Source organism: Methylobacterium sp. 1973 (genome assembly GCF_040545035.1).
Lineage (GTDB): Bacteria > Pseudomonadota > Alphaproteobacteria > Rhizobiales > Beijerinckiaceae > Methylobacterium > Methylobacterium fujisawaense.
On sequence record NZ_JBEPLA010000002.1, the window covers coordinates 469,698 to 494,210 of the forward strand.

25 protein-coding genes are annotated in these 24,513 nt (G+C 73.3%); 13 read left to right on the forward strand and 12 right to left on the reverse strand.

Going from position 1 to position 24,513, the window contains the following annotated elements; all coding sequences use genetic code 11:
* Positions 1 to 17: 17 nt before the first annotated feature.
* Positions 18 to 665 (forward strand): adenylyl-sulfate kinase, encoded by a 648-nt coding sequence (cysC, locus tag ABIC70_RS06245; RefSeq protein WP_043383157.1) that lies wholly within the window; start codon positions 18 to 20, stop codon positions 663 to 665.
* Positions 666 to 919: 254 nt separating this feature from the next.
* On the opposite strand, the gene ABIC70_RS06250 is transcribed toward cysC, so the two are convergent.
* From ABIC70_RS06250 to ABIC70_RS06260, 3 genes are read right to left on the reverse strand one after another with little or no spacing between them, the layout of a single operon-like run.
* Entirely contained in the window at positions 920 to 2,263 is a 1,344-nt protein-coding gene (locus ABIC70_RS06250; RefSeq protein WP_354439214.1) for a sensor histidine kinase, read from the reverse strand.
* Positions 2,260 to 2,928 (reverse strand): response regulator transcription factor, encoded by a 669-nt coding sequence (locus ABIC70_RS06255; RefSeq protein ID WP_043355909.1) that lies wholly within the window; start codon positions 2,926 to 2,928, stop codon positions 2,260 to 2,262. The genes ABIC70_RS06250 and ABIC70_RS06255 overlap by 4 nt, the downstream gene beginning before the upstream one ends.
* Before the next feature lie 12 nt (positions 2,929 to 2,940).
* A complete protein-coding gene (locus ABIC70_RS06260; protein WP_053608308.1) occupies positions 2,941 to 3,273 on the reverse strand; it encodes a PepSY domain-containing protein in 333 nt (110 codons plus the stop codon).
* A 114-nt stretch (positions 3,274 to 3,387) separates the two neighbouring features.
* Between ABIC70_RS06260 and ABIC70_RS06265 the strand changes: the two genes are divergently transcribed.
* Both ABIC70_RS06265 and ABIC70_RS06270 read left to right on the forward strand, forming a co-directional pair.
* Positions 3,388 to 3,978, forward strand: coding sequence for a thermonuclease family protein (locus ABIC70_RS06265; RefSeq protein WP_043757094.1), 591 nt, complete (start codon positions 3,388 to 3,390; stop codon positions 3,976 to 3,978).
* Positions 3,979 to 4,119: 141 nt separating this feature from the next.
* Entirely contained in the window at positions 4,120 to 4,368 is a 249-nt protein-coding gene (locus ABIC70_RS06270; RefSeq protein WP_043757099.1) for a hypothetical protein, read from the forward strand.
* Between the two features lie 214 nt (positions 4,369 to 4,582).
* On the opposite strand, the gene ABIC70_RS06275 is transcribed toward ABIC70_RS06270, so the two are convergent.
* Positions 4,583 to 5,569, reverse strand: coding sequence for a catalase family peroxidase (locus tag ABIC70_RS06275; protein WP_043383032.1), 987 nt, complete (start codon positions 5,567 to 5,569; stop codon positions 4,583 to 4,585).
* Positions 5,570 to 5,853: 284 nt separating this feature from the next.
* Positions 5,854 to 8,199, reverse strand: a complete 2,346-nt coding sequence (locus tag ABIC70_RS06280; protein WP_354439215.1) for a lytic transglycosylase domain-containing protein — start codon at positions 8,197 to 8,199, stop codon at positions 5,854 to 5,856.
* Between the two features lie 200 nt (positions 8,200 to 8,399).
* Between ABIC70_RS06280 and dapA the strand changes: the two genes are divergently transcribed.
* From dapA to ABIC70_RS06295, 3 genes are all read left to right on the forward strand, one after another.
* Positions 8,400 to 9,299, forward strand: coding sequence for a 4-hydroxy-tetrahydrodipicolinate synthase (gene dapA, locus ABIC70_RS06285; protein WP_043383024.1), 900 nt, complete (start codon positions 8,400 to 8,402; stop codon positions 9,297 to 9,299).
* Positions 9,300 to 9,310: 11 nt separating this feature from the next.
* On the forward strand, positions 9,311 to 9,784 hold the full coding sequence (gene smpB, locus ABIC70_RS06290; protein ID WP_043355930.1) for an SsrA-binding protein SmpB: 474 nt from the start codon (positions 9,311 to 9,313) through the stop codon (positions 9,782 to 9,784).
* Between the two features lie 148 nt (positions 9,785 to 9,932).
* Positions 9,933 to 10,502 (forward strand): peroxiredoxin, encoded by a 570-nt coding sequence (locus ABIC70_RS06295; RefSeq protein WP_043355932.1) that lies wholly within the window; start codon positions 9,933 to 9,935, stop codon positions 10,500 to 10,502.
* 4 nt (positions 10,503 to 10,506) lie between these two features.
* On the opposite strand, the gene ABIC70_RS06300 is transcribed toward ABIC70_RS06295, so the two are convergent.
* The 3 genes from ABIC70_RS06300 to rpoZ form a co-directional block, all read right to left on the reverse strand.
* On the reverse strand, positions 10,507 to 11,145 hold the full coding sequence (locus ABIC70_RS06300; RefSeq protein ID WP_043383019.1) for a LabA-like NYN domain-containing protein: 639 nt from the start codon (positions 11,143 to 11,145) through the stop codon (positions 10,507 to 10,509).
* A 354-nt stretch (positions 11,146 to 11,499) separates the two neighbouring features.
* Entirely contained in the window at positions 11,500 to 13,755 is a 2,256-nt protein-coding gene (locus tag ABIC70_RS06305; protein ID WP_043355937.1) for a RelA/SpoT family protein, read from the reverse strand.
* 202 nt (positions 13,756 to 13,957) lie between these two features.
* Positions 13,958 to 14,368, reverse strand: coding sequence for a DNA-directed RNA polymerase subunit omega (gene rpoZ, locus ABIC70_RS06310; RefSeq protein WP_010685409.1), 411 nt, complete (start codon positions 14,366 to 14,368; stop codon positions 13,958 to 13,960).
* Positions 14,369 to 14,662: 294 nt separating this feature from the next.
* Here rpoZ and fabD point away from each other — a divergent pair, with 294 nt between their 5' ends.
* The 4 genes from fabD to fabF all read left to right on the forward strand — a co-directional run bounded on the left by fabD (position 14,663) and on the right by fabF (position 18,380).
* A complete protein-coding gene (gene fabD, locus ABIC70_RS06315) occupies positions 14,663 to 15,607 on the forward strand; it encodes an ACP S-malonyltransferase (RefSeq protein ID WP_043355941.1) in 945 nt (314 codons plus the stop codon).
* A 17-nt stretch (positions 15,608 to 15,624) separates the two neighbouring features.
* Positions 15,625 to 16,362, forward strand: coding sequence for a 3-oxoacyl-[acyl-carrier-protein] reductase (gene fabG, locus ABIC70_RS06320; RefSeq protein WP_043355943.1), 738 nt, complete (start codon positions 15,625 to 15,627; stop codon positions 16,360 to 16,362).
* A gap of 332 nt (positions 16,363 to 16,694) precedes the next feature.
* Entirely contained in the window at positions 16,695 to 16,934 is a 240-nt protein-coding gene (locus ABIC70_RS06325; RefSeq protein WP_007559070.1) for an acyl carrier protein, read from the forward strand.
* Between the two features lie 183 nt (positions 16,935 to 17,117).
* A complete protein-coding gene (gene fabF / locus ABIC70_RS06330) occupies positions 17,118 to 18,380 on the forward strand; it encodes a beta-ketoacyl-ACP synthase II (protein WP_182592244.1) in 1,263 nt (420 codons plus the stop codon).
* A gap of 550 nt (positions 18,381 to 18,930) precedes the next feature.
* On the opposite strand, the gene ABIC70_RS06335 is transcribed toward fabF, so the two are convergent.
* The 4 genes from ABIC70_RS06335 to ABIC70_RS06350 form a co-directional block, all read right to left on the reverse strand.
* Positions 18,931 to 19,641 carry a YidB family protein gene (locus ABIC70_RS06335; RefSeq protein WP_354439216.1) on the reverse strand — a complete coding sequence of 237 codons (711 nt, stop codon included), beginning with the start codon at positions 19,639 to 19,641 and terminating at the stop codon, positions 18,931 to 18,933.
* 74 nt (positions 19,642 to 19,715) lie between these two features.
* Positions 19,716 to 19,916, reverse strand: coding sequence for a hypothetical protein (locus ABIC70_RS06340; RefSeq protein ID WP_354439218.1), 201 nt, complete (start codon positions 19,914 to 19,916; stop codon positions 19,716 to 19,718).
* Between the two features lie 84 nt (positions 19,917 to 20,000).
* Positions 20,001 to 20,270: a hypothetical protein gene (locus ABIC70_RS06345; RefSeq protein WP_043757120.1), complete on the reverse strand. Its 270-nt coding sequence runs from the start codon at positions 20,268 to 20,270 to the stop codon at positions 20,001 to 20,003.
* An 85-nt stretch (positions 20,271 to 20,355) separates the two neighbouring features.
* Positions 20,356 to 22,437, reverse strand: coding sequence for a hypothetical protein (locus ABIC70_RS06350; RefSeq protein ID WP_354439220.1), 2,082 nt, complete (start codon positions 22,435 to 22,437; stop codon positions 20,356 to 20,358).
* 212 nt (positions 22,438 to 22,649) lie between these two features.
* On the opposite strand from ABIC70_RS06350, the gene ABIC70_RS06355 reads away from it, so the two are divergent.
* From ABIC70_RS06355 to ABIC70_RS06365, 3 genes are all read left to right on the forward strand, one after another.
* Positions 22,650 to 23,678 (forward strand): hypothetical protein, encoded by a 1,029-nt coding sequence (locus tag ABIC70_RS06355; RefSeq protein WP_354439221.1) that lies wholly within the window; start codon positions 22,650 to 22,652, stop codon positions 23,676 to 23,678.
* Positions 23,679 to 23,757: 79 nt separating this feature from the next.
* The gene (locus ABIC70_RS06360; RefSeq protein WP_043353533.1) at positions 23,758 to 24,006 is read left to right on the forward strand and encodes a hypothetical protein; all 249 of its coding nucleotides are present in this window, start codon (positions 23,758 to 23,760) and stop codon (positions 24,004 to 24,006) included.
* Positions 24,007 to 24,154: 148 nt separating this feature from the next.
* A complete protein-coding gene (locus tag ABIC70_RS06365; protein ID WP_043383001.1) occupies positions 24,155 to 24,508 on the forward strand; it encodes a hypothetical protein in 354 nt (117 codons plus the stop codon).
* Positions 24,509 to 24,513: the final 5 nt, after the last annotated feature.

Here is a 24,513-nt window from a genome sequence, read left to right on the forward strand (position 1 = left end):
TGCCCCAGGCGGTGGATATGTGCGTCTTGCAGAAGATCCCGACCGGCCTCCCTCCGGGCCCCGTGACCTGGCACCCCCTCCAGGCCCGGGAGGCGCGCTGGGCGCGCCTCGGCCAGGTCCCGGTGATCGCGTGGCTCACCGGCCTGTCGGGGGCCGGGAAGTCGACCCTCGCGGTCGAGGCCGACCGGATCCTCGTGGCGGGCGGCCGGCACAGCGCCGTCCTCGACGGCGACAACCTCCGCCACGGGCTGAACGCCGACCTCGCCTTCTCGCCGGAGGACCGCGCCGAGAACGTCCGGCGCACCGCCGAGGTGGCGCGGCTGATGGCCGAATCGGGCGCGGTGGTGATCGTCTCGCTGATCTCGCCCTACCGGGCCGACCGGGCGCTGGCCCGCCGGATCGCCGGCGACATCCCGTTCCTGGAGGTGTTCGTCGATACGCCGCTGGGCCTGTGCGAGGCCCGGGATCCGAAGGGCCTGTACCGGCTGGCCCGCGCCGGCCGCATCCCGGGCTTCACCGGCATCTCGGCGCCCTACGAGGCGCCGGAGCAGCCGGACCTGACGATCACCACGGAGGGCCGCAGCACGGACGCCTGCGCCCGCGCCTTGAGCGCGCGGCTGATGCGGCTGAGCCGGGCCGCCGAGGCGGCGAAGCCGCGGGGGTGAGCGGCGCGACCGGGATCATCCGACGCCGCTCGCGGCCTGTCGAGCGGCGGACGGGCCGACGATCCGAAACCGGGCGCGGGTCCCCTCTCCCGTGCGGGAGAGGGACAGGGTGAGGGTCGGGAGCTGTCCGGACGAGGCGCACCGTGCCTGCGCGTCGACAGCGCGCGCCGTCCTGAAGCGTCCGGTCCCTCACCCCAACCCTCTCCCGAACGGGAGAGGGGGCAGGTCGCGCCCGCCAGCGGCTCCGGGTGTCCCTACGCGCCCGGCCAGCTCAGCTCCGCCCGCAGGCCCCCCATCTCCGAGCGCCCGAACTCGAGCTGGGCGCCCGCGGCCTCGGCGACGTCGCGGGCGATGGCGATGCCGAAGCCGCTGCCCGGCCGGCTCTCGTCCCAGCGCTGGCCACGGCCGATGCCGGCGATCGCCGCCGGGCTCATGCCGGGGCCGTCATCCGCGACGGCGAGGCCCGGGCGGCCGGCGATCGTCCCGGTGACGCGGACCCGGCGGTGCGCCCATTTGCGGGCATTGTCGAGGAGGTTGCCCAGCACCTCCATCAGCTCGCCCTCCTCGCCGGGATAGGCAAGGGTCTCGGGCACCGCCACGTTCCATTCCAGGGAGTCGGCCTCCGGCAGCCGGCGCAGGGTCGCGACCAGGCGCTCCGCCACCGGGGCGACCCGGCAGCTTCTCCGGCGCAGGTCGCCCGCGGCGGCGATCCGCGCCCGGGTCAGCGCCCGCTCCACCTGCCCGCCCATGGCCCGCGCCTGCTCGGCGATCTCGGCCGCCAGCGCCGGGTCGGCCGGCCCCGTCCGGCGCGCCAGGGCGTCCAGCACCGCCAGCGGGGTCTTGAGGCCGTGGGCCATGTCGGCGGCGGCGTCGCGGGCGCGGATCAGGGCCCGCTCCTGCGCGTCGAGCAGCCGGTTGAGGTCGGTGACCAGCGGCCGGACCTCGTCGGGGAAATGCTCCGGCAGCCGCGCCCGCCGCCCGGAATGGACCGCCAGGAGCTCCGCCTGCAGCACCCGGAACGGGCCGAGCGCCCGGCGCACGAACAGGCCCATCGCCAGCGTCAGGACGACGAACAGGGCGACGAGGGCCGGGACGAGCAGGCGCAGGAAGGTGGTCCGGCTCGCCGCGAGGCTGCGCCGGTCCTCCGCCACCGCGACCCGCAGCGCGGTCTCGGAGCCCTGCGCGCCGATCTGGACCGGCCGCACCACCGCGATGAGCCTTCCGCCATCGGGCCCGGTCGTGTCGAGGGTGGCGGGGGTCTGCGCACCCGCTCCGGCCCGGCCGAGGTCGAGGCTCTTGTCCCAGAGGGAGCGCGAGCGCAGCAGGTGCGATCCCGCCTCCACCTGCCAGTACAGGCCGCCATAGGGCGTGGCGAAGCGCGGGTCCGGCAGGTCCCGGGACAGCGTCGGCGCCCCGTCCGGCGCGAGGCCGACCCGCCCGGCGATGAGCTTGGCGGTCCGGTCCAGCTCCGCGACGGTGCGGGCGTCGAGCACCCGGTCGAGGATCACCGTGAGGCCGATCCCGGCGAGCACCAGCGCCAGGGCGATCAGGGCGGCCGCCGCGAGGCCGAGCCGGAGGCGGAGGGAGTCGCGCCTCACGATCCACCCGGTCCGGGGACCAGATAGCCGTGGCCCCGCCGGGTCTCGATCACCCCCGGCCCGAGCTTACGGCGCAGGCGCGTCAGGAGCGCCTCCAGGGCGTTCGCCTCGCGCTCGGTCCCGACCCCGTGGAGGTGGTCGAGCAGCTCCCCCGCCGGCACGACCTGTCCCTGCCGGTGCAGCAGGAAGGCGAGGAGCCGGTATTCCAGGGCGGTCAGCTCCGTGGGCCGTCCGTCGACGCTGACCGCGCGGGTGCGGGTGTCGAGCTCCACCGCGCCGACGCGCAGCACCGGCGAGGCGTGGCCGGCGGTGCGCCGCAGGATCGCCCGGAGCCGCGCCACCAGCTCCTCCATCCGGAACGGCTTGACGAGGTAGTCGTCGGCGCCGGCGTCGATGCCCTCGACGCGCTCGCGCCAGCCGTCCCGGGCGGTGAGGATCAGGACCGGCAGGGCGACGTCGGCGGCGCGCAGGCGGCGCAGCACGCCGAGCCCGTCGAGCCGCGGCAGGCCGAGATCCAGCACCATGGCGTCGTAGGGCTCGGTCTCGGCGCGGAACCACGCCGCCTCGCCGTCCGCCACCACGTCGGCGACGTAGCCGGCCATCTCCAACCCCTGCCGGATGTCGGCGGCGATGCGCGGCTCGTCCTCGACGATCAGGACGCGCACGGCCCGGCCTCCTCAATCATCGTCGTCCTCGTCCAGGATCTTCAGCGTGCCGGCATCGACCTTCACGGTCCGGCGCTTCCCGTCGGCCCCGAGGATGCGCAGCTTGTACAGCCAGCGCCCCTCGTCGTGCTTGAGATCGACCGACACGACATCCCCCGGAACCGCCGCCCGGGCCGCCTCCAGCACCGCGTCGAGGGGGCGGATCTCGCCCCGCTCCAGGGCCCGGCGGGCGCGGTCGGCATCCTCGGAGGCGTGCAGGGGCCCGCCCGCGAGGGCGGCCAGCAGGCCGAGGGCCAGGACGCGGCCGACGAGGCGGTGGAGGCGGCGGGGCGGGAACGGGCTCATGCGGGCAGCAGGCTTAAGCCGTGCCGCCTGACGGGACGCTGACAGGCGGTGTCAGGGTCGCGGGGCGGCGCTTCGGCACAAGGGCGGCCATAGCCCTTCCGGAGACCTGAGACCATGTCGCTCTTCGTCGGTATCCTCCTCGCCTGCGCGGCCGGCCTCGCCGGCACCCTCCTCTGCCCGGACGACAAGGCCGGCCGCTCGCGCCTGCCGCTCCTCGCCGCGCTGCTGGCGGGCGGCCTGTCCTGGCACGCCCCCGCCCGGGCCGGCGAGATCCTGAGCGGCCCCGCCCAGGTGATCGACGGCGGGACGCTGCGCGTCGGCACCCGCGCGGTCAGCCTGTTCGGGATCGCCGCGCCGGAGGCCGACGCGACCTGCGCGGACGCCCAGGACCGGCCCTACCCGTGCGGCCGGGACGCCGCCCGGGCGCTGGCCGAGCGGATCGGCGGGGCGGCCGTCGCCTGCGAGCCGCGGGGCCATGGGACCGGGGACGCGGCGACGGCGCTCTGCCGGGTCGGCGACGCGGATCTCGGGGCCTGGATGGTGGCGCAGGGCCTCGCCCTGCCCGATCGGGACGTGGCGCCGGATTACGCGGCAGCGGCGGACCGCGCCTGGGGGCGGCGCCTCGGCCTGTGGTCGGGGGTGTTCCAGGATCCCGCCGAGCGGCGGGGCCGGCGCGCCGCCGCGTCTCTCGGCGCCGCCGGGTGACGACCGGCCGACGACCGGCCCTCTCCCGGGAACGCGCCCGGCTGCGCCCGGTTGGACCCGTAGGCCCGTCCGGGGCGCACCTGGAATGGCGCACCTGAAATAGCGCACGTGAAATGGCGCACTTGGACTTGCGGAGGCCCCATGAGGATCCTGAACGCGACAATCCTGCTCGCCGTCCTGCTCACCGGCGCGGCGGCCGCCGCCGAGGGGCAAGGCGGCAAGGCCGACGGACGCACGGATGCCGGCGCGTCCACGACCAGCATGGGTGCCGGCGGCCTCAGCGGCACGGGGGCCATCCGGGACGGCGCCCGCACGGGCTCGGTCGAGAGCAAGGGGCGGACCGGGGACGCGAAGGCGCCGCCCGCCCCGGCGGCCGGGACGAGCCGCTGATCCGGGGCGGATCGAGGGGGGGGCGTCCGCCCACCCCCGGACCTCATCCTGAGGTGACCGCGTCAGCGGGCCTCGACGGCGGGCTCCAGGGATCGCGCGACGGGCCGGAGGCCGCCTTCGGGGTCGTTTTCGGGGCCATCTTCGGGGCCTCCGCCGCGCTCCGGCACCGCAGCATGAGGCCGCGGGTCCGGGATCCCCATCCGGCCGGGCCGCCCTATTGCGAGCGGCGGCTGAACGAGACCGCGTAGGCCTGGACGCGGGCATCGATCAGCGGATCGTCCGAGACCTCGATCCCGTCGGTCAGGTTGTTGGGCATGAACAGCAGCGCCTTCTCGGCCTCGGCGCTGTCGGGCACCACCGTGCTCACCGTCACGGTGCCGAGATCGACCGTCTTGCGGTCGTCCGGCCAGGGCTTGGTGGCGTCGTTGGTCGGGTCGCCCGGCTCGGCGAGCTGGGCCAGCATCCTGAATTTCGCCGGCGTCTTGGCGACCCGCGGGCCGATCTCGGCCATCAGGAAGTTCGGATCGCGCTTGGCCGCCTCTTCGGGCGGGAGGATCTCCTCGCCCTCCACGGGCACGAAGCGGAACCGGAACGGCTGCCGCTTGCCGGCGGAATCCACGAAGATGAAGGCGTTGACGCCGTTATAGGTCTGCCGGGCGAGGCTCGACGGGGTCTTGGCGGTTCCCCCCGCCGTGGCGGCGGCCGGGTGGGCGGCGGCGAAGCGCTCCAGCGCGGTGGGATGGGCCGCCTTCGGGCCGCTCTCGGCGACGGCCTTCAGGAGGTCGCGGAAGTCCTCGCCCGTGGCGACGGGGAAGTACTTCAGCGCATTGGTGACGACGTCCATCTCCGAGCCGTCGCTCAGCTTGAACTTGAGCGCGAGGCCGTGCGGGTTGGCGTTGGCCGCCCCGTCCGGGATGGTCGGGACGCCGGTGGCGTCCGAGAACCGGATCGTGACCGGCACCGCCGGGCCCTTGAACAGGGAGGCCTTGCTGATCCTGGCCGCCTCGGGCGACGGGGTGAAGCTGCCCTCGGCCACCACGCCCTTGGCGTGGTTGGCCCGCGCCCCGGGATGCTTGCCGAACAGCGTGTTCATCACGTCGATCGTCTGCTCGGCGGTGGAGGCCTCCTGGGCCAGGGCCGGAGCGCCGGCCGCGAGCACGGTGCTCAGCAGCAGGGCGAAACCCAATCTCGGATGCAGCATGGGGATCCTCTCGGCGGTGCGGGCTCTCGGGAGCCGGTCAAGGCGGACCGGCCCATCTTCTAGGGAGCCAAGCACGGGAGGCACAACCAAAAGCTATGCCGCGGCGGAGCGGAATGCGGGAAAATCGGGTGTCGGTATCGGAGGGCCGCGGCGCGAACGGGAGAGTCTCGCGCGTCGAGCGGGTGTCGACCCTCCGCGCGCCGTGATGGTCAGCCGCGTGCCGGAAGGGGCGCCCGCGCCCCCTCTCCCGCACGGGAGAGGGGGCCGCGCCTCATTCCGGGACCCTACCGCGCCCCGCGGTGGAGGTCGCCGTCGATCAGCAGGGCGCTGCGGCTGTCGAGCCGCGAGCGGTAGACCTGCAGGTTCTCCATCACCCGCTGCACGTAGTTGCGCGTCTCGGTGAAGGGGATGCGCTCCACCCAGTCGATCACGTCGACGTCGCCCCGGCGCGGGTCGCCGTAGGCGTCGATCCACTTCTTCACGTTGCCGCCGCCGGCATTGTAGGAGGCGAAGGCGAGCACGTAGGAGCCGCGCCAATCCTCCATCAGCTCGCCGAGATGGGCTTGGCCGAGCTTCGCGCAATAGGCGGGATCGCTGGTCAGGCGGTCGACGTCGAACGCGGCCGAGACCCGGCGGGCGGTGCGTTGCGCCGTGGCCGGCATCATCTGCATCAGGCCCCGCGCCCCCACGCCCGATTGCGCCCGCGGGTCGAACTGGCTCTCCTGCCGGGCGATGGCGTAGACCATGGCCCGCTCCACCTGCGGCACCGCCGTGAAGGTCTCGTAGGTGGGGATGCCGATCGTCGGGTAGGCGTGGGCGTCCAGCGGCAGGCCGCGCTGCACCGCGAGCTTGCCGATCGCCACCAGGGCGCGGGGATCCTTCATGTCGGTGGCGAGGTCGCCGAGCGCCTGGAGCTCGCGCGGGTCGGAGAGGTCCCGGGCGGCGTCGATGTAGAGCGGCAGGGCCAGCTCCTTGATCCCGGCCTCGCCGAGGAGGCGCAGGGCGCGGATGGAGAGCCGGCCCTCGAAGGCCTGCCGCTCGGCCCCCTCGAGGTCCGCGGGCGCCCGAAGGGGCAGGCTCGTCTGGCCGAGCCGCGCCCGGGCCACCTGGCCGTAATAGGCGATCGGCTGGAGGGCCGCCCGCTCGTAGAAGCGCTTCGCCTCGTCCTTTTGCCCGAGCGCCTCGGCCGCCCGACCCTGCCAGTAGGCGGCCCGCGCCAGCGAGATCGGGCTCTCCGCGACCGTGGCCATCCGGGCGAAGTGCTGCGCGGCGCTCGCCGGATCGCCGGCGAAGCGCAGGGCGATCCAGCCGGCGTGGAACTCGGCCTCGATCCGCTTCTCCGGGCTGCGCGCCGCCGGGGCGCTGGCGACCGCGTAGGCGGTCTTGGCATCGCCGAGGTCGAGGAGCTTGCGCGCCACGATCCGGCGCTCGATCCACCACTCGTCGCCGTCGACCAGCACGTCCGGATTGGTCGGCGCCGTGGCGAGCACGGCGGCGGCGGCCTCGGGCTTGTCGGCCCGGCGAAAATACTGCGCCCGGGAGAAGATGTAGGAGGCGTCCCCGCGCAGGGACGGCGGCACCGCGGCGAGCGCGGCCGCGGCGCCGGAGGACTTGTCCTCCACGGCCCGGCGGGCGCGCACGAGGCTGGCATAGCCACCGCCCGCATAGCCGGCCGCCCGGCCGGCACTCTCCCAATCGTCCTTCAGGAGCGCCCGCTCCATCCGGTAGCGATGGTCGATCCGGGTGAGCACGTCCGGGAAGGCGTCGAGCACCTTGGCCTCCAGGCTGCGCCCGAAGCTCTCGGTCCGCCAGAGGTCGCGGACCATCTCGGCGGCGTCGGCCTCGCAGCCCTCGGCGCGCAGCGCCAGCGCCAGGGCGAACTTGCCCGGCGCGCTGGCCGGCTTCGCCGTGGCGAAATAGGCCCGGACGATCGCGGGGGATTTCCGCTCGGAGAGCAGCGCCTCCTCGGCCCGGCGGCGCAGCAGCGGGCCGGCCGGCCAGTCCGGATTGGCCCGGACGAAGGCGACCGTGCGGTTGAAGCCGATCCCGGCGCCCGCGCGGATCGCCACCCATTCGAGCAGCGCCTTCGCGGCCGGATCGGTGAAGGTGTCGCGCATCCGGTCGCCGTCCGCGACCCGGCCCTTGCGGTAGAGGTCGATGGCGCCGCGCAGCAGCGTCGGGTCGGTGTCGCCGGAGATCTTCGGCCGCGCGGGATCGGGCACCTCGGGCACCGGGGCCGCCGGGGTGACGGCGGCGTCGGGCAGCGGGAAGGCCACCGGGGCATCCGGGTCGGCGGAGGCGTAGGCCGAGGCCGCGGCCGGCAGCGGCCGTGCGGGTTCCTCGCCCTTGTCGTCGCCGCCGGAGGCGTGGACCGGGTCGAGCTTCAGGGCATCGGCGGCGACCGGGTCGGCGGCCTTCACGGCCTGCATGCCCTGGACCTGGCCGGTGGGGAGGAGCGCGTCGCTCGCCGGCGGTGTGGGCTGCGAGGCCGGGGACTGCGAGGCCGGGGGCGTCGCGGACGGCTCGGGGCCGACCGTGCCGGCGAGCGCGACGCCGACGGTGGCGATGAGCGCCGCGGCGGCGAGGGACGTGCGCTTCGAGGCCGGATGCGAGGCCGCGGATCGGGTCACGATTCCCCCCTTCTGATCACCGGAACGGGAAAGGTCGAGGATGAGGCCGCGACCATTAAGATCGCGTTAACCGTCGCGACGATCTGTTTGCGCGCCGTGGCGCGACCGCCTATGTCTGCCCGTCCGCGCCCGTACGATGCGGACCGCGTGCGGCGCCGAGACCGCCGAAATCCCAACTGGGACCCTTTGGGACGCCTGAGATGACCGAGATGACCGGGAGCCGCCTGCGGGGCTCGCTCACCGCGCTTGTGACGCCCTTCCGCGACGGGGCCTTCGACGAAGCCGCCTTCCGGAAATTCGTGCGCTGGCAGATCGAGCAGGGCAGCCACGGCCTCGTGCCGACCGGCACCACCGGCGAGAGCCCGACCCTCACCCATTCCGAGCACGACCGGGTGGTCGAGGCCTGCATCGACGAGGCGGGCGGGCGCGTGCCGGTCGTGGCGGGTGCGGGCTCCAACTCCACCGCCGAGGCGGTCGAGCGGGCGCAGCACGCCGAGCGCGCGGGGGCCGACGCCGTCCTCGTGGTGACGCCGTACTACAACAAGCCGACGCAGGCGGGCCTCTACGCCCACTTCAAGGCCGTCAACGATGCGGTCGGCATTCCGATTATCATCTACAATATCCCGCCGCGCTCCGTCATCGACATGAGTGTCGAGACGATGGCCCGGCTCTTCGAATTGAAGAACATCGCCGGCGTGAAGGACGCGACCGCCAAGATCGACCGCGTCAGTCAGCAGCGACAGGCCATGGGTGCGAGCTTCATCCAGCTTTCAGGCGAAGATGCGACGGCGCTCGGCTACAACGCCCAGGGCGGCCACGGCTGCATCTCGGTGGTGGCGAACGTCGCCCCGCGTCTCTGCGCCGACCTCCAGGAGGCGACGCTGTCGGGGGACTACGCCAGGGCGCTGACCCTCCAGGACAAGCTGTTCCCGCTCCAGACCGGCCTGTTCGCCGAGGCCAACCCGGCGCCGGTGAAGTACGCGCTCGCCCGGCTCGGCCACATGCAGGAGGAGCTGCGCCTGCCGCTCGTGCCGGTGACGGAGCCCACGAAGCGCATCGTGGACGACGCCTTGCGGCATGCCGGGCTCCTGGTCGACTGAGAGGCACCCGCATGGCCCCGAAACCGGAGCCCAGCCGGCGGATCGTCGCCGACAACCGCGCCGCGCGCTACCACTACACCATCGAGGACACCCTCGAGGCCGGCATCGCGCTGACCGGCACCGAGGTGAAGTCCCTGCGCGGCGGCAAGGCGACGATCGGCGAGGCCTATGCCGGTCCCTCCGGCAACGACCTGATGCTGTTCAACGCCTACATCCCGGAATACCTGGAGGCGAACCGCTTCAACCACGACACCAAGCGCCCCCGCCGGCTGCTGCTGCACCGCCGCCAGATCAACAAGCTGATCGGCGCGACCCAGCGGCAGGGCTACACGGTGGTGCCGCTCAAGATCTACTTCAACGACCAGGGGCGGGCGAAGGTCGAGCTGGGCCTCGGCAAGGGCAAGCAGGCCCACGACAAGCGCGAGGCGGTGAAGGAGCGCGACTGGCAGCGCGACCGGGCCCGGCTGCTGCGCGACCGGGGCTAGGTTCCGGGCCTAGGTCCCGGGGCCGGTGGGGCTGAGCCGGATGCACCGGGGGCGCGGACAGGATCGCCTTGGCGGCGATCCCGCGCCGTCGCATGATCCCGCCTCCGCCGGTGCGGCGGCCCGGACTCGCGCATACGAGGTGCGGCCCATGCCATCCAGCCACGACGTCCTGCCCGACGACCTGCCCGTTCCCGTCGACGACGGCGCGGCCGCCCATCTCCGCGGGATGCGCCTGCCCGACGTGGCGCTCACCGCAACGGATGGACGCACCGTCTCGCTGGCGCGGCTCTCCGGGCGCACGGTCGCCTACGCGTATCCGCGCACCGGCGAGCCGGGGAAGCCCGGCCTCACCCCCGACTGGGACGCGATCCCGGGCGCCCGGGGCTGCACGCCGCAGGCCTGCGATTTCCGCGACCACCACGCCGAGCTGAAGGCCCGGGGCGTGGCCCAGGTCTTCGGCCTCTCGACCCAGACGAGCGCCTACCAGCGGGAGGCGGCCGAGCGCCTGCACCTGCCCTTCCCGCTCCTCGCCGACCCGCACCGGGCCTTCGCCATGGCGGCGCGCCTGCCGGTCTTCGAGGCCGGCGGCGCGGTGCTGCTGCGCCGCCTGACCCTGGTGATCGACGACGGCGTGGTGAGCGCGCTGTTCTACCCGGTCTTCCCGCCGGACCAGAGCGCCCGGCAGGTTCTCGCCTGGCTCGACCGGCCAGGCGCCTGAGGGCCTACTCCTCGGCTTCCGGCTGGCGGATGCCGTAGCGGTTCTCCAGGCCCGGGTTCGTCCGGCCCTCCCCGCGGTAACGGCTCGGCGCCTCGCCGGGCGCCCGGACCGGACGCTCGCCCGGATCGCGCCCGATCCGGCCCGCGAGGCTCGCGAGGTCGACGAACTCGTCGGCCTGCCGCCGCAGCTCGTCGGAGATCATCGCCGGCTGGGTCTGGATCGTGGAGATCACCGTCACCTTGACGCCCCGCCGCTGCATCGCCTCGACCAGCGAGCGGAAATCGCCGTCGCCCGAGAACAGGATCATGTGATCGATATGCGTGCTGAGTTCGAGGGCGTCGATCGCCAGCTCGATGTCCATGTTGCCCTTGTACTTCCGCCGGCCCATCGAATCCGTGAACTCCTTCACGGGCTTGGTCACGACGCGGTAGCCGTTGTAGTCGAGCCAGTCGATCAGGGGGCGGATCGATGAATATTCCTGATCCTCGATCATGGCGGTATAGTAAAATGCGCGCAGAAGGTTCTCGCGCGATTGAAATTCCTTGAGCAGCTTCTTGTAATCGATGTCGAAACCGAGGGCCTTGGTGGTGGCATAGAGATTGGCGCCGTCGATGAAGATGGCGCTGCGTTGGGTTGTGGGCATGAACAGGTCAGATCCCGGAAAATCGTGGGTGACAGGAAATCGTCTGATTAAACGGCCAGGGTCCGCCGACGGCGACTGGCCGGGGCGGTGCTCCGCGATCGGGGGCGCCAAGCTTTGCAATCCAGCGCGTAACGACGCGGTCCGTGTGCGTGCGGCCGCCGCTCTGGCGACCGGACCATTCGTTTCAAACGCGTCCGTGTCAAGCAGAGCACGGAGATGTGCGGCTCTGGAAACCTGGATCAATGGCTCGGGAGATTGATCGAATGGGCATCTGCGCTGAAGAAAGAGGTTTACGGAAGTCGATCCCGTAAACCTCAGATGCGTCGGGGCCCGGCCGTGCGCGGGCACCCGGACTCAGCCGTTGACGCGCTCCACGCTGTTGACCGGGCGCTTGCCGCGCAGCTCGGCGATGATCGCGTTGAGATGCTGGAGATCCCAGACCGACAGGTCGATCGTGATGTCGGTGAAATCCTGGGTGCGCCGCTTCATCGAGATGTTGTCGATGTTGCCGTCGTGGTCGGCGATCACCTGGGCGATCTGGGCGAACACGCCCGGCTCGTTGATCGACTTCAGCGCCAGCCGGGCGGGGAAGCGCTCGCCGCCCAGCGCCTCCGTGTCCCAGCGGACGTCCAGCCAGCGCTCCGGCTCGTTGTCGAAGGCGGCGAGGGCCGCCGACTGGATCGGGTAGACGGTGACCCCGACACCGGGGGTCAGGATGCCGACGATGCGATCCCCCGGGACCGCGCCGCCATTCGGCGCGAAGGTCACGGGAAGGTCGCCCGCGAGGCCCCGGATCGGGATCGCGTCGCTGCGATCCTCGGCGCCCTCCTTGCCGTCGGCGCCCTGGAAGGTGAGCCGCATGGTCTGGTCGGCCGAGCGGACCAGCCGGCCGGCGCCGTTGGCGGCCCCCTGCGCGGGGGAAGGCCGGCGCTCGTCGCGGTGGTCGGGATAGACGGCGCGGACGACGTCGCCCGAGAACATCTCGCCCCGCCCCACGGCGGCGAACACGTCCTCGGTGGTGGCGCGGGCGAGCCGCGGCAGGGCGCCGCGCAGCTTGTCCTCCGAGAAGGTCTTGGCGGCGCGCTCGAAGGCCCGGTCCAGGATCTGGCGGCCGAGGCCCGCATATTGCCGGCGCACGGCGGCCCGGGTCGCCCGCCGGATCGCCGCCCGCGCCTTGCCGGTCACGACGAGCGATTCCCAGGCGGCCGGGGGCGAGGCGCCGTCGGAGCGGCTGATCTCGACCTCGTCGCCGTTGGCGAGTTCGTGCAGAAGCGGCGCCATCCGGCCGTTGATCTTGGCACCCACCGCCGTGTTGCCGACGTCGGTATGCACGGCGTAGGCGAAGTCGATCGGCGTGGCCCCCCGCGGCAGGGCGATCAGCCGGCCCTTCGGGGTGAAGCAGAACACCTGGTCCTGGAACAGCTCCAGCTTGGTGTGCTCCAGGAACTCCTCCGGGCTGTCGCCCTCGGCGAGGAGTTCGATGGTCCGGCGCAACCATTGGTAAGCGCCGCTCTCGCCGGCGAGCCGCGGATGCACGCTGCCCTCGGCGCGTCCCGGATCCTTGACCAGCTCGGCGCCGACTTCCTTGTAATGCGCGTGGGCCGCGATGCCGTACTCGGCGATGTCGTCCATGGCGCAGGTGCGGATCTGCAGCTCGACGCGCTGGCTCTTCGGCCCGATGACCGTGGTGTGGATCGAGCGGTAATCGTTCTGCTTCGGGGTCGAGATGTAGTCCTTGTAACGGCCCGGAACCATCGGCCAGCTGGTGTGGACGATGCCCAGCGCCGCGTAGCATTCCTGCACGGTGTTGACGACGACCCGGAAGCCGAAGATGTCGGAGAGCTGCTCGAAGGCGACGGATTTGCGCTCCATCTTCGACCAGATCGAGAAGGGCCGCTTCTGCCGGCCGCTCACCTCCGCGGTGATGCCTTGCGCGGCGAGCTTCTCGGTGAGCACCTGCGCGATGGTCTCGACCACGCTCTCCGACTTGGCGGTGAGCCGCGCCAGCCGCTGCGTGATGGTGGCGTAGACCTCCGGCTCCAGGTTGCGGAAGGCCAGATCCTCCAGCTCCTCGCGCAGCTCCTGCATGCCCATGCGGCCGGAGAGCGGCGCGTAGATGTCCAGCGTCTCCTGCGCGATGCGGTGGCGCTTGTCCTCCCGCATGTGCTGGAGGGTGCGCATGTTGTGCAGGCGGTCGGCGAGCTTGACCAGCAGCACGCGGACATCCGCCGCCACCGCGAGCAGCAGCTTGCGGAAGTTCTCGCCCTGGGCCGCCTGCTTGGAGACGAGGTCGAGGCGCTTGAGCTTGGTCAGGCCGTCGACCAGGGCGCCGATCTCCGGCCCGAACAGCCGGCGGATCTCCTCCAGCGTCGCCTCGGTATCCTCCACGGTGTCGTGCAGGACCGCGGCCACGATGGTGGCGTCGTCGAGGTGGAGGTCCGTGAGGATCGCGGCGACTTCGAGGGGGTGGGCGAAGAACGGGTCGCCCGAGGCACGCTTCTGCGTGCCGTGCGCCTGCATGGCGTACACGTAGGCGCGGTTGAGCAACGCCTCGTCGGCGGCCGGATTGTAGCGCTTGACCCGCTCCACGAGCTCGTACTGGCGCATCATCCGCCGGGACGGGGCCGGGGCTTCCTGGGTCGTGCGTGGGGTCGGGATCACGCGCGATTGTTCCGCAACCGCCGGGCCGGCGCCAGCCCCCGGCGGGGGAAAACCCTCCGGCGCCGGGCCGGCCTCGGAACGAGAGAACCCGGCGTCTCCGCCGGGTCCGGTCTCGGTCAGGTCGTGCGCGTCCAGGCCCACGGTGTCCGGCTCACTCGCCCTCGTCGTCGGTCTCGACCGGCGGGGCGAGGTTCTCGAGGCCGCGGAGCAGATCTTCCTCGCTCATGCGGTCGAACTGGACCGCCGCGTCGTCGCTGGAGGACTGGGGCGCCACCGCGGCGGCGGCCGGCGAGCTCGACAGCAGCGGCACGGTCTCGGCCTCCGGCTCGTCCACCTCGACGTATTTCTGCATCGAGTGGATCAGCTGCTCCTTGAGGTCGTCGGCCGTGATCGTCTCGTCGCCGATCTCGCGCAGGGCCACGACGGGGTTCTTGTCGCGGTCGCGGTCGATGGTCAGGGGGGCGCCGGCGGCTAGGAGGCGGGCCCGGTGGCTCGCCAGCAGCACCAGCTCGAAGCGGTTCTCGACCTTCTCGATGCAGTCTTCGACGGTGACGCGCGCCATGCGGGGCGGCTCCTTGGGCTTGAGCGACGGAAGATGTCGGGTATGGCGCCACTCTACACCGGATGCCGTTGTGCAACAAGCACAGCGGGTTGCGCCGGGCGCGCCTCCGGCGAGCGCTGCGGGCCGGGCGCGCCGAGGCCCGGGTGCGGCGTCGGTGCGGCGTGGGTGCGGCGTCATGGTGCGGCGCATTGTTGACACCCACGGCCGCGGGTGCGAGTGCGCGCCCCATTCCAGAGTTTCGGCCGACACGGGCGGCGTTCGCGCGCCGAAAGGTGCCGGCGATCAGGACGCAACATGCGCGCACTCATCTTTCCCGGCCAGGGCAGTCAGGCGGTCGGCATGGCGCGGGACCTCGCGGAGGCCTTCCCGCAGGCCCGGGCCGTCCTCGACGAGGTCGACGCCGCCCTGAACCAGAACCTGTCGCGGCTGATGTTCGAGGGGCCGGTCGAGGAGCTGACCCTCACCGCCAACGCCCAGCCGGCCCTGATGGCGGCGAGCCTCGCGGTGCTGCGCGTGCTGGAGGCCGAGCGCGGTCTCGACCTCGAACGCGACGTGGCCTGCGTGGCCGGCCATTCGCTGGGCGAGTACGCGGCCCTCGCGGCCGCCGGCAGCCTGACGATCGCGGATGCCGCCAAGCTGCTGCGCCTGCGCGGCGAGGCGATGCAGGAGGCGGTGGCGCCGGGCGCGGGCGCCATGGCGGCGCTGATCGGCACCGATCTCGACTCCGCCCGATCCGTCGCCGAGGCGGCGGCCGACGAGGCCGGCGGCGGCGCGGTCTGCGACGTCGCCAACGACAACGGCGGCGGCCAGGTGGTGCTCTCCGGCGACCGGCCGGCCGTGGAGCGCGCCATCGGCATCGCCACCGGCCGCGGGATCAAGCGCGCCGTCATGCTCAACGTCTCGGCGCCGTTCCACTGCCGCCTGATGGCCCCGGCCGCCGAGGCCATGGCCCGGGCGCTGGCCGCCGTCGCCCTGAAGGCCCCGCGCGTCACCCTCTACGCCAACGTCGCGGCCGCCCCGGTCTCCGATCCGGAGGCGATCCGCACGGCCCTGGTCGAGCAGGTCACCGGCACCGTGCGCTGGCGCGAGAGCGTCGCCGCCATGGCGGCGACGGGCGTCGACCGGTTCTACGAACTCGGCGCCGGCAAGGTGCTGACCGGCCTCGTCAAGCGCATCGCCCCCCAGGCGAGCGCCACGGCGGTCGGCACACCCGCCGACGTCGCCGCCTTCGCGCTCTGATCCGACAGGAGCCCCGCATGTTCGATCTCACCGGCCGCAAGGCCCTCGTCACCGGCGCGACCGGCGGCCTCGGCCAGGCGATCGCCCGGGCGCTGCACGCCCAGGGCGCCACCGTGGCGCTCTCGGGCACGCGGCCCGCGGCCCTGGAGGCGCTCGCCGCCGAACTCGGCGAGCGCGCGAGCCCCGTCGCCGCCGACCTCTCCGACAAGGACTCGGTGGAGGGCCTCGTGCCGGCCGCCGAGGCCGCGATCGGCCCGCTGGACATCCTCGTGAACAATGCCGGCATCACCCGCGACAACCTGTTCATGCGGATGAAGGACGAGGAGTGGGAGCAGGTGATCGCCGTCAACCTCACCGCCGCCTTCCGCCTGTCGCGGGCCGCCGTGAAGGGCATGATGCGCCGCCGCTCCGGGCGGATCGTCAATATCGGCTCGGTGGTCGGCAGCACCGGCAATCCCGGCCAGGGCAACTACGCCGCCGCCAAGGCCGGCCTCGTGGGCATGACCAAGGCGCTCGCCGCCGAGGTCGCCTCGCGCGGGATCACGGTCAACTGCATCGCCCCGGGCTTCATCAGCTCGCCCATGACCGACGCCCTCAACGAGAAGCAGCGCGAGGGCATCCTCGCCCGCGTGCCCGCCGGGCGGCTCGGCGAAGGCTCGGAGGTGGCCGCGGCCTGTCTCTACCTCGCCTCCGCGGAGGCGGCCTACGTCACCGGGCACACGCTGCACGTGAATGGCGGTATGGCCATGTACTAGTGTGCGAAGACCGGTCTCGAACCGGCGACGATCGCGCGCGAATCACCCCCGCCGACACGCAAGTGCCACACCCATGAAGGGTTTCTGAACGGGCCCTCGCCAGGGCGGGAACCCTGTGCTACCACGCCCCGCAGCCGTACAGGGGGTTGACGGTTCAGCGGGTTTTCAGTCCAAGGCCCTCCGGCGGGGGCGTCCCGGCTCACGCGCCGGTTCACCTCAGAAGCACGCGCGATCGGACACCGGCCCGTCACAACAAGCCCGCAAGGGCGCGACGCGGCCACGGCACCACCCCGAGAAGACTGACAGACCAAAAGGACGAGGACGGAAGACCGATGAGCGATATCGCTGAGCGCGTGAAGAAGATCGTCGTCGAGCACCTGGGCGTGGAGCCCGAGAAGGTGGTCGAGAGCGCCAACTTCATCGACGACCTCGGTGCCGACAGCCTCGACACGGTCGAGCTGGTCATGGCCTTCGAGGAAGAGTTCAACGTCGAGATCCCGGACGACGCTGCCGAGACCATCCAGACGGTCGGCGACGCCGTGAAGTTCCTGGAGAAGAACTCCGCCGCCTAAAGGCGCCGGGGACCGGGTTTGACGCGGCGCGGGTGAGGCGAAACAGCCCCCGCGCCGTTATGCGTTTCAAGGCTCGGAGGCGTGACGGATCCCGCCGGGACCGATTCCGCCGCCGAGGGCGTTAGGACGATGCGCGACCGCGGCTCTGCCGGCGGGGCTGCGCCTCAAGACGGGACAGGGCACATGCGGCGGGTGGTGGTCACGGGTCTGGGGATGGTCACGCCGCTGGGCTGCGGAGTGGAGCACACCTGGAGCCGGCTGATCGCGGGCGACAGCGGCGCCGGCCCGATCCGCGGCTTCGAATCCGCCGACCTGCCCTGCCGGATCGCCGCGCAGGTCCCCTTCGGCGACGGCACCGACGGCACCTTCAACCCCGACCTCGTGATGGAGGTGAAGGAGCAGCGGAAGGTCGATCCGTTCATCGTCTACGCCATGGCGGCGGCCGACGAGGCCCTCAAGGATGCCGGCTGGGCGCCGAAGAGCCACGAGGACCAGTGCGCCACCGGCGTGCTGATCGGCTCCGGCATCGGCGGCATCGGCGGCATCTACGACGCCTCCGTGACCCTGCACGAGAAGGGGCCTCGCCGGATCTCGCCGTTCTTCATCCCGGGCCGGATCATCAACCTCGCCTCCGGCCAGGTCTCGATCGCCCACGGCCTGAAGGGCCCGAACAACGCGGTCGTGACGGCCTGCTCCACGGGCGCCCACGCCATCGGCGACGCGAGCCGCCTGATCGCGCTCGGGGACGCCGACGTGATGGTGGCGGGCGGCGCCGAATCGCCGGTGAACCGCCTCTCGATCGCGGGCTTCTCCGCCTGCCGGGCGCTGACCACGGGCTTCAACGACACGCCGGAGAAGGCCTCCCGCCCCTACGACCGCGACCGCGACGGCTTCCTCATGGGCGAGGGCGCCGGCATCGTGGTGCTGGAGGAGTACGAGCACGCCAAGGCCCGCGGCGCGAAGATCTACGCCGAGGTGGTGGGCTACGGCCTCTCGGGCGACGCCTACCACATCACCTCCCCGTCCCCGGACGGCGACGGCGCCTTCCGCTGCATGAGCGCCGCGGTGAAGCGGGCCGGGATCTCGCCGTCCGAGATCGGCTACATCAACGCCCACGGCACCTCGACGCCCATGGGCGACGAGCTGGAGCTGAAGGCCGTGGAGCGGCTCCTGGGCGATGCCGCCGCGAACGCCACCATGTCGTCCACCAAAAGCTCGGTGGGCCACCTGCTGGGTGCGGCCGGCTCGGTCGAGGCGATCTTTTCGATCCTCGTCCTGCGCGACAACGTCATCCCGCCGACGCTCAACCTCGACAACCCCTCGGTCGAGACCAAGATCGACCTCGTGCCGTTCGAGGCGAAGCGGAAGCGGGTGGATGTCGTGCTGTCGAATTCTTTTGGATTCGGCGGGACGAATGCGTCGCTGGTGATGCGGCGGGTCGCTTAAGAGCGTCACCGTCTCACGCTGAGACGGTCTGCAACTCTCTCAGAAGCATTGATCGCGATCTGACGTGTGGAATGCCTCCGCGTTCCTGCAACGGGTGGAGACTGCACGCTGACGGGCCGTGCGCGTCCGGGCGGTTGGGAGCTGGCACGGGCCTGAAGCAGGTCGAGCGCGCGCCGACGATGCTTGCAAGAGGAAATACGTTCCGGCTAGCAGTTCTTCTGTCGGTCAACGCGGGCGTCTCGTCGACAAATCGGTAAAACCTGCGGCCCGTCACGGCATTCAGGGCAGGATACTGCCTCCGGTCCAACAATGGCGCCGGCGCAGATACTCTTCCTCTGATCCGCGACGCTGGTGGCCGTGAGACCTGGGCGCGGAATCCCGTGCCCGCCCTCATCCTGAGGTGCTGCGCAGCAGCCTTGAAGGAGGGCTCCAGGGATCACGGGGCTGACTGGATGGTTCCTTCGAGGCCTGCGCTGCGCTCCGGCACCTCAGGATGAGGTCGCGATCGGGATCGCTGTCCGACGCGCCGCGCGCCAGCCGACCTGTCGTCCTACCACCCCCGCCGCTCCGCCTCCCCCGGCACCCGCCCCTGCGGGGTGAGCGTGTGCACCACCTCCGGCAACGCCTGGGCGAGCTGCGCGAGAAGCGTGTCCCGGTCCATCCCGGTCTGGCTCTGCAGGGTGTCCACCGTGTCGGGGCCGAGCGCCCGGGCGAGCTGGTCCGGGGCCACCGGGCGGTTGGCGCCGGGGCCGATCCAGGACTCGATCACGTCGCCGAGGCCGCCCTGGCGGAAGCGGTCCACCAGCCCGTCGAGGCCGCCGAGATCCCCCTGCCCCTCCGGGGCGGCGCGGCTCGGGGCCGGGGCGTCGCCGGGGCCGTCGAGCATGCCGGACAGATCCGAGAAATCGCCGGGCGGGAGGGACGGATCCGTCGGCCCCTCCGGGCCCCCGTCGCGGCGGCCGCCATACTGGTCCCAGCCGCCGATATCGCCCCCGTCGTCGGGGCGGCGTCCGCCGGCATCGGCGGGGTGCTGGCCGGGATCACGGCCGTAGGGGCCGGCGCCGCCGGAGCGGTCGGCCTCGGGGCCCGGCTCGCCCCGTCCCCCGCGCCCGAAGATGTCGCCGAAGCCGCCGCTGGCGCCCTTGGCCAGCAGCAGCATCAAGAGCGCCTTCACCAGGGGCGACATGCCCCCGGCGCCCTGCTTCTGCCCGCCGAACACCTGGCCCAGCACGCCGCCGATCGCCGATTCGAGCAGTCCCATGCGCGTCTCCCCCACGGTTCGGGCCGGACGGGCCCCGGCGAACAACCCTCGGGGGCGGGCGCGGGTTGCCTCGCTCAGCGGGCCGGAGGGGTGAGCGCGGCCTGCGTGGTGTGGGCGGCGGTGGTGGCGTCGGCGGGCTCGATCAGCGGCACCGTCGCGGCCGAGAGGATCAGTCCGGCCAGGAACAGGCCGGTGGCGGCGGCGCCGGCGCGGGGGCGCGGCAGGCGGACGGCGCGGCGTTTCGCGGAATGGGGACTTTCGACGGTCCAGGGCATCGCGGCCTCTCCGGGTTCGGGGCGGGCCCTCGGGGCCCTGTTGCCGGATGAACGCCGCCGGGGGGCGGACCGGTTCCCGAACCCTTAATCCCGGACGACGAGGCGGCGCCCCAGCGCCCCGAGGGCGCAGGCCGCGCAGTAGACCGGCAGGATCAGGCCCGCGCCGTCGAGCCACAAACCGGGCAGGCCCGGCACGAACCCGGCGAGCGCCGCCGCGGCCACGAGCCCCGCGACCACGCAAAGTCCCAGCGAGGCGGCGAGCCGGTCCGGCCAGCCGACCAGCGCCCCGACCACGAGGCCGAGCGCGGCCGCCCCGGCGAGCCCGGGCCAGAATCCGGCGAGCAGCAGCGTCACGGCCGTCCGGCCTCCCTGCGGGCGCGATCGATGCGCGCGGATGGGCGCGGCCCGGCGGGCGGGCGCGGGGCGGAGCGGATGTCCCTCACGGCAGCAGCGCAAAGACGACGGGGCCGGCCGGCCCGTCCGGCCCGGCCGTGACCTGCTCCGGTCGGGCGCCGGCCTGGAGGAGATACTCCATCACCGCCTGGGCGCGCAGGCGCGGCAGGTCGGGCGGCGGCTCCTCGGGGGCCTCGGCGGGCTTCTTCGCCGAAGCCTTGCCGTGCGCGGCCGGCTCCTTCCTGGCGTCCTTCTTGGCCGCTTCCGCCTTGCCGGCCTCGGTCTTGGCGTGATCCGGCTTGCCCCGCGTCTTGGGCGTGTCCCCCTTGGGTGTGTCCCCCTTGGGCGTCTCCCCCTTGGGCGTCTCCGTCTTGGGCGTATCTCCCTTGGGGGGCTCCGGCTTGGAGGATTCCGGCTTGGGGGACTCCGTCTTGGCGGCGCTGGCGATCTGGGTCGGTGCGGCGGCGGGCGCGCCCTCCCCCGTGGCCGCCGGACCGGCGGCCGGCGTCGGGGTCGGCTTGGTCGGGTCGGCGGGCCCCGAGACGGCGATGCGCAGCGACGGGCAGGTCTTGGCCAGGGCCGCGAGGGCGTCGAGGGTCGGGTAGAAGGCCGGCGTCAGGACCGCGCCCCCGGCGGGGAAACGCAGGTCGGTGCCGGCCAGGGCGGCGGTGAAGTCGGCGCGGCAGGTGGCGGGGTCGCGCCGCTCGGCGGCGTCCCGGGCCGTGACGGTGGCCTGTCCGGTCCAGCCGGGGGGCAGCGCCTCGGCCAGCCGGTCCGGAGTGCGGGCGGCGCCCTCCCGGTAGAGGCTTTCGCCGGTCAGGGTCAGGGCGCGGTCCGAGACCGTGACGGTCCCGTCCGCGAGGTTCGCCACCAGCGGGGCGGCGGCGGCCAGCGCGTCCCCGAGATCCGGCGGGGCGCCGTCGGCGAGGCGGGTGCGGTCGATGACCGGTTCCCGGAACAGGCGCGGGCGCAGGGCGGCGAGCACCCGCTCCCGGGTCGCGGTGTCCGGCAGATGCCCGGTGAGGAGTACGGAATCGGCGGTCCGGCGGATCGCCACCCGGTAGGGCGAGAGCGGCCGCGCCGTGAGCGCCACCGGCCCGGCTGCCACGCCGGCGGGCCGGCCGTCGCGCATCAGCGCCTCGGCGTCCGGGAGCGCCTGCCCGTCGATGGCGTCGCCGGTCACCGAGACCGCCCCGTCCTGGAAGACCACGCGGCCGGACTGGATCAGCTCGGCGAGCTTGAACGCGAAGGCGATGAGGCCCTTCGGGTCGATGGCGGGGTCGAGGCCCCGGGCCGCCAGGAGCCGGTCCTCCACGGCGCCGCCCGCCGCCGCCTCGGTGGCCGCGCGCAGGGCGGCCTCGCGGTCTGCGGCCGAGGGGGTGAAGCCGTCGAGGACGACGCCCCGGCCGGATTTCTCCACGGCGAACCGGTACGCGGCCACCTTGGGCGGCAGGATCTCGATCCGCCCGATGCTGAAGCCCTCCGGCGGGTCCGAGAGCGCCGCCCGCAGGGCCTCGTAGGCCGGCACGTCCAGGGCCTCGCCCGAGAGGCTGAGCACGGTGTCGCTGAGGGCGGCCCGCCCGCCCTTGGCGAGGCCGGAGAGCCGGGCTGCCAGGAACGCGGCCGCGCTGGCGAAGTCCGGCGGCGCCCCCCGGGCGGCCCGGGCGGTGTCGTCGAGGCCTGTGCCGGTATGGAGGGCGCCGGTGATCCGCGCCTCCAGGGCCCGCCGGCCGATCTCCACCGGGCGGCTGCCCTCCAGGGCGATCCGGTTCGGGCCGGTGCGGATCGCCGCCCACTGGAAGGGCGCGGCGGTCTCCACGATGCCGACCTCGGAGACGATGCGGCGGGGGCCGTCCAGGGCCGCGAGGCGGGACAGCACGGTGGCCCGTTCGGCGACGTCCGGCGCCTCGCCGGCGGCCACGAGGTCGCGGCCGCTGGCCTCCAGGCGCAGCCAGGGCTCGCCGGTGGCGGTGGCCGTGCCGGATGTCACCGCCGCCCCCTCGGCCTCGAGTCCCTCGGCGATCCGCGGGGCGGCGTAGAGGGTCGCACTCGCCCAGATCAGCGCGAGGGCCGGCAGGCCGGCGAGCCAGCCGGCGCTGCGCAAGCCTGAGGCGAGGGTTTCGGGCAACGGTACGATCGCAGGTCGGGGCGCAGGTCCGGGCGGATCCGCCGCCGAGACCACACCGCCTTTCCGGCAGCATGAAGGCCGACGGTGCTCTTTCCGCGCCTTGGGCGGGCGTTCCGCGTCGGTGCGCCGCCGGAACCGGCCGGACGCCCCTCTGTTTCTCGGCAACAAATCTGTCCGGCTTTGTCTTCGTCCGCCGGCCTGCGGAGCGTGCCATGCGGTCCATCCTCGCCGCCCTGCTGCTGCCGATCGCCATCCCGGCTTCGGCGCAGAGCCTGTCGGCCACCGCGACGGTGCCGAGTTCGGCCTCGCCGGAGCCGATCACGCCCATCGCCAATCCCGGCCAGCTCAGCCTCGGCGGCGGCACCACCACCGGCCCGTTCCCGACCGTCTCGGCGCAGACCGGCGGCTTGGTGAATGCCGGCCAGCTCAGCTTCGGCAGCGCGGGCGGCGGCGGCCGCATCGGCGCCTCGGGCGGGCGCTCGGCCGGACAATCGGCCGGGACTGCCATCGGCACATCGGCCGCGGGATCGACCGGTGCGGGCCAGCTCGGAACCTTGGGCTCGGCCGCGACCGGCGGCGCAGGCGTCTCCGGCTCCAGCCTCCGGACCGGGGGGACGATCGGCGCCAGCGGCCTGCGCAGCGGATTCGGCACCGCGTCGCGTTCGGGGCTGGGCGCGTCACCGGGGAGCACCCTGTCGCTGACCAGCGGCACGATCGGTCTGGGTGGCGGGTCTGGCCTCTCCCTGGGCCTGGGATCCGGCGGCACGACCCGCACGGGGCAGACGACCGCCCTGACAGGTGCGGGCTCCCTCAACGGTCTTGGCACCGCCACGGGTGTCGGCTCTGTCGGGACATCGGGAACGTTGCTCCCTGCGGCTGCGTCGGCCGGCCTCGCAGGCCGGACTGCCGACGCGGCCGCGATCGGAGCGTCCGGCACCACCCTGTCCAGCGTCGGGCCGTTCGGCGTGTTCGGGCTCGGGACCGGCGCGACCGTGAGCCCAGGCGCGGGCGCCTCGATTTCCGGAGCGGCCGGCGCGGGGGGCGTCGGAACGGGCGGGGCCGGGATCGTCGGGGCGAGCGGGCTCCGCGCGGACGATCCCGCACAAGCGGCCCGCACGCTCCCGTCCGGCGGAGGGGCGTTCGGCGGGGCCGGCATCGGCGGTGCGGCGGCCGCGCCGGTCCGGACCGGCGACCTCTGCGGCGATCCCCTGGCCGAAGCCTGCCTCGGCGGCGGCTTCTGAGCGCCTCCCGGAACCGGAACCGGGCCGAACCGATGCCGTTCATCCTGTTCCGGCACCTGGGCCGGGACAGGAGGCAGAAATGAGCGTCATTCTGGGCCGTGTCTCTTTCGCGGCCGTTCTCGTTCTCGGCGTCTCGGGCGCAGCCCTGGCGCGCGATGCCGGCCCCAAGGCGCAGGGCGCCCATGGCGCGACAGGCCTGCACGGGATCGGTTTCAACGAGCCGAAATTCCGGTCGCACCTGCAGACCGGCAAGAATCAGCCCTATACGTGGCCGGTCAGCGACCGCTATCGCCCGGTCTCGCAGCCCTATTACGGTCGCGCTTACTGAGCCGCCCGGAGACCGCTCCGTCGAATGGATGAGTGGCGCCGCGTCGGCCCCCGCGTCACACAGGGGCCGGACCGCGGCCCGTCATCGGGATTGGCGGGCACAGGCGCGGCTTTCCGTGCCGTGCCGGCTTCCAAGCCTGGAGAGTGTGATGCATCCGCTGACCCGGCTCGTCGTCGCAGGCCCAATCGTCGCTCCCCTCGTCGCCGCCTCCCTGCCGGGACGTGCCGGCGAGTTCGCGCCGACGGCTCCGGTTCCCGGCATGGCCCTGACGCAGCCCGATCCGGGGATGGCCAGCGGCGCTCCCGCCCCCGTCCTCCCGGCCCAGCCCGCACCGGTCGCGGCGGCGCCGGCACCGGCGCCGGTCCAGGCCGACCCGACCGGGGGGCGCCGACGTCCCCCGGGGCTGGGGAGCGGATTTTCATCCCTCGAAGGGCGGCTTCCGAACCAGCGCACCGGTCTGCGACACCCGCACGTGGTGCGCGACATCTGCATCGGCTGCTGATCGTG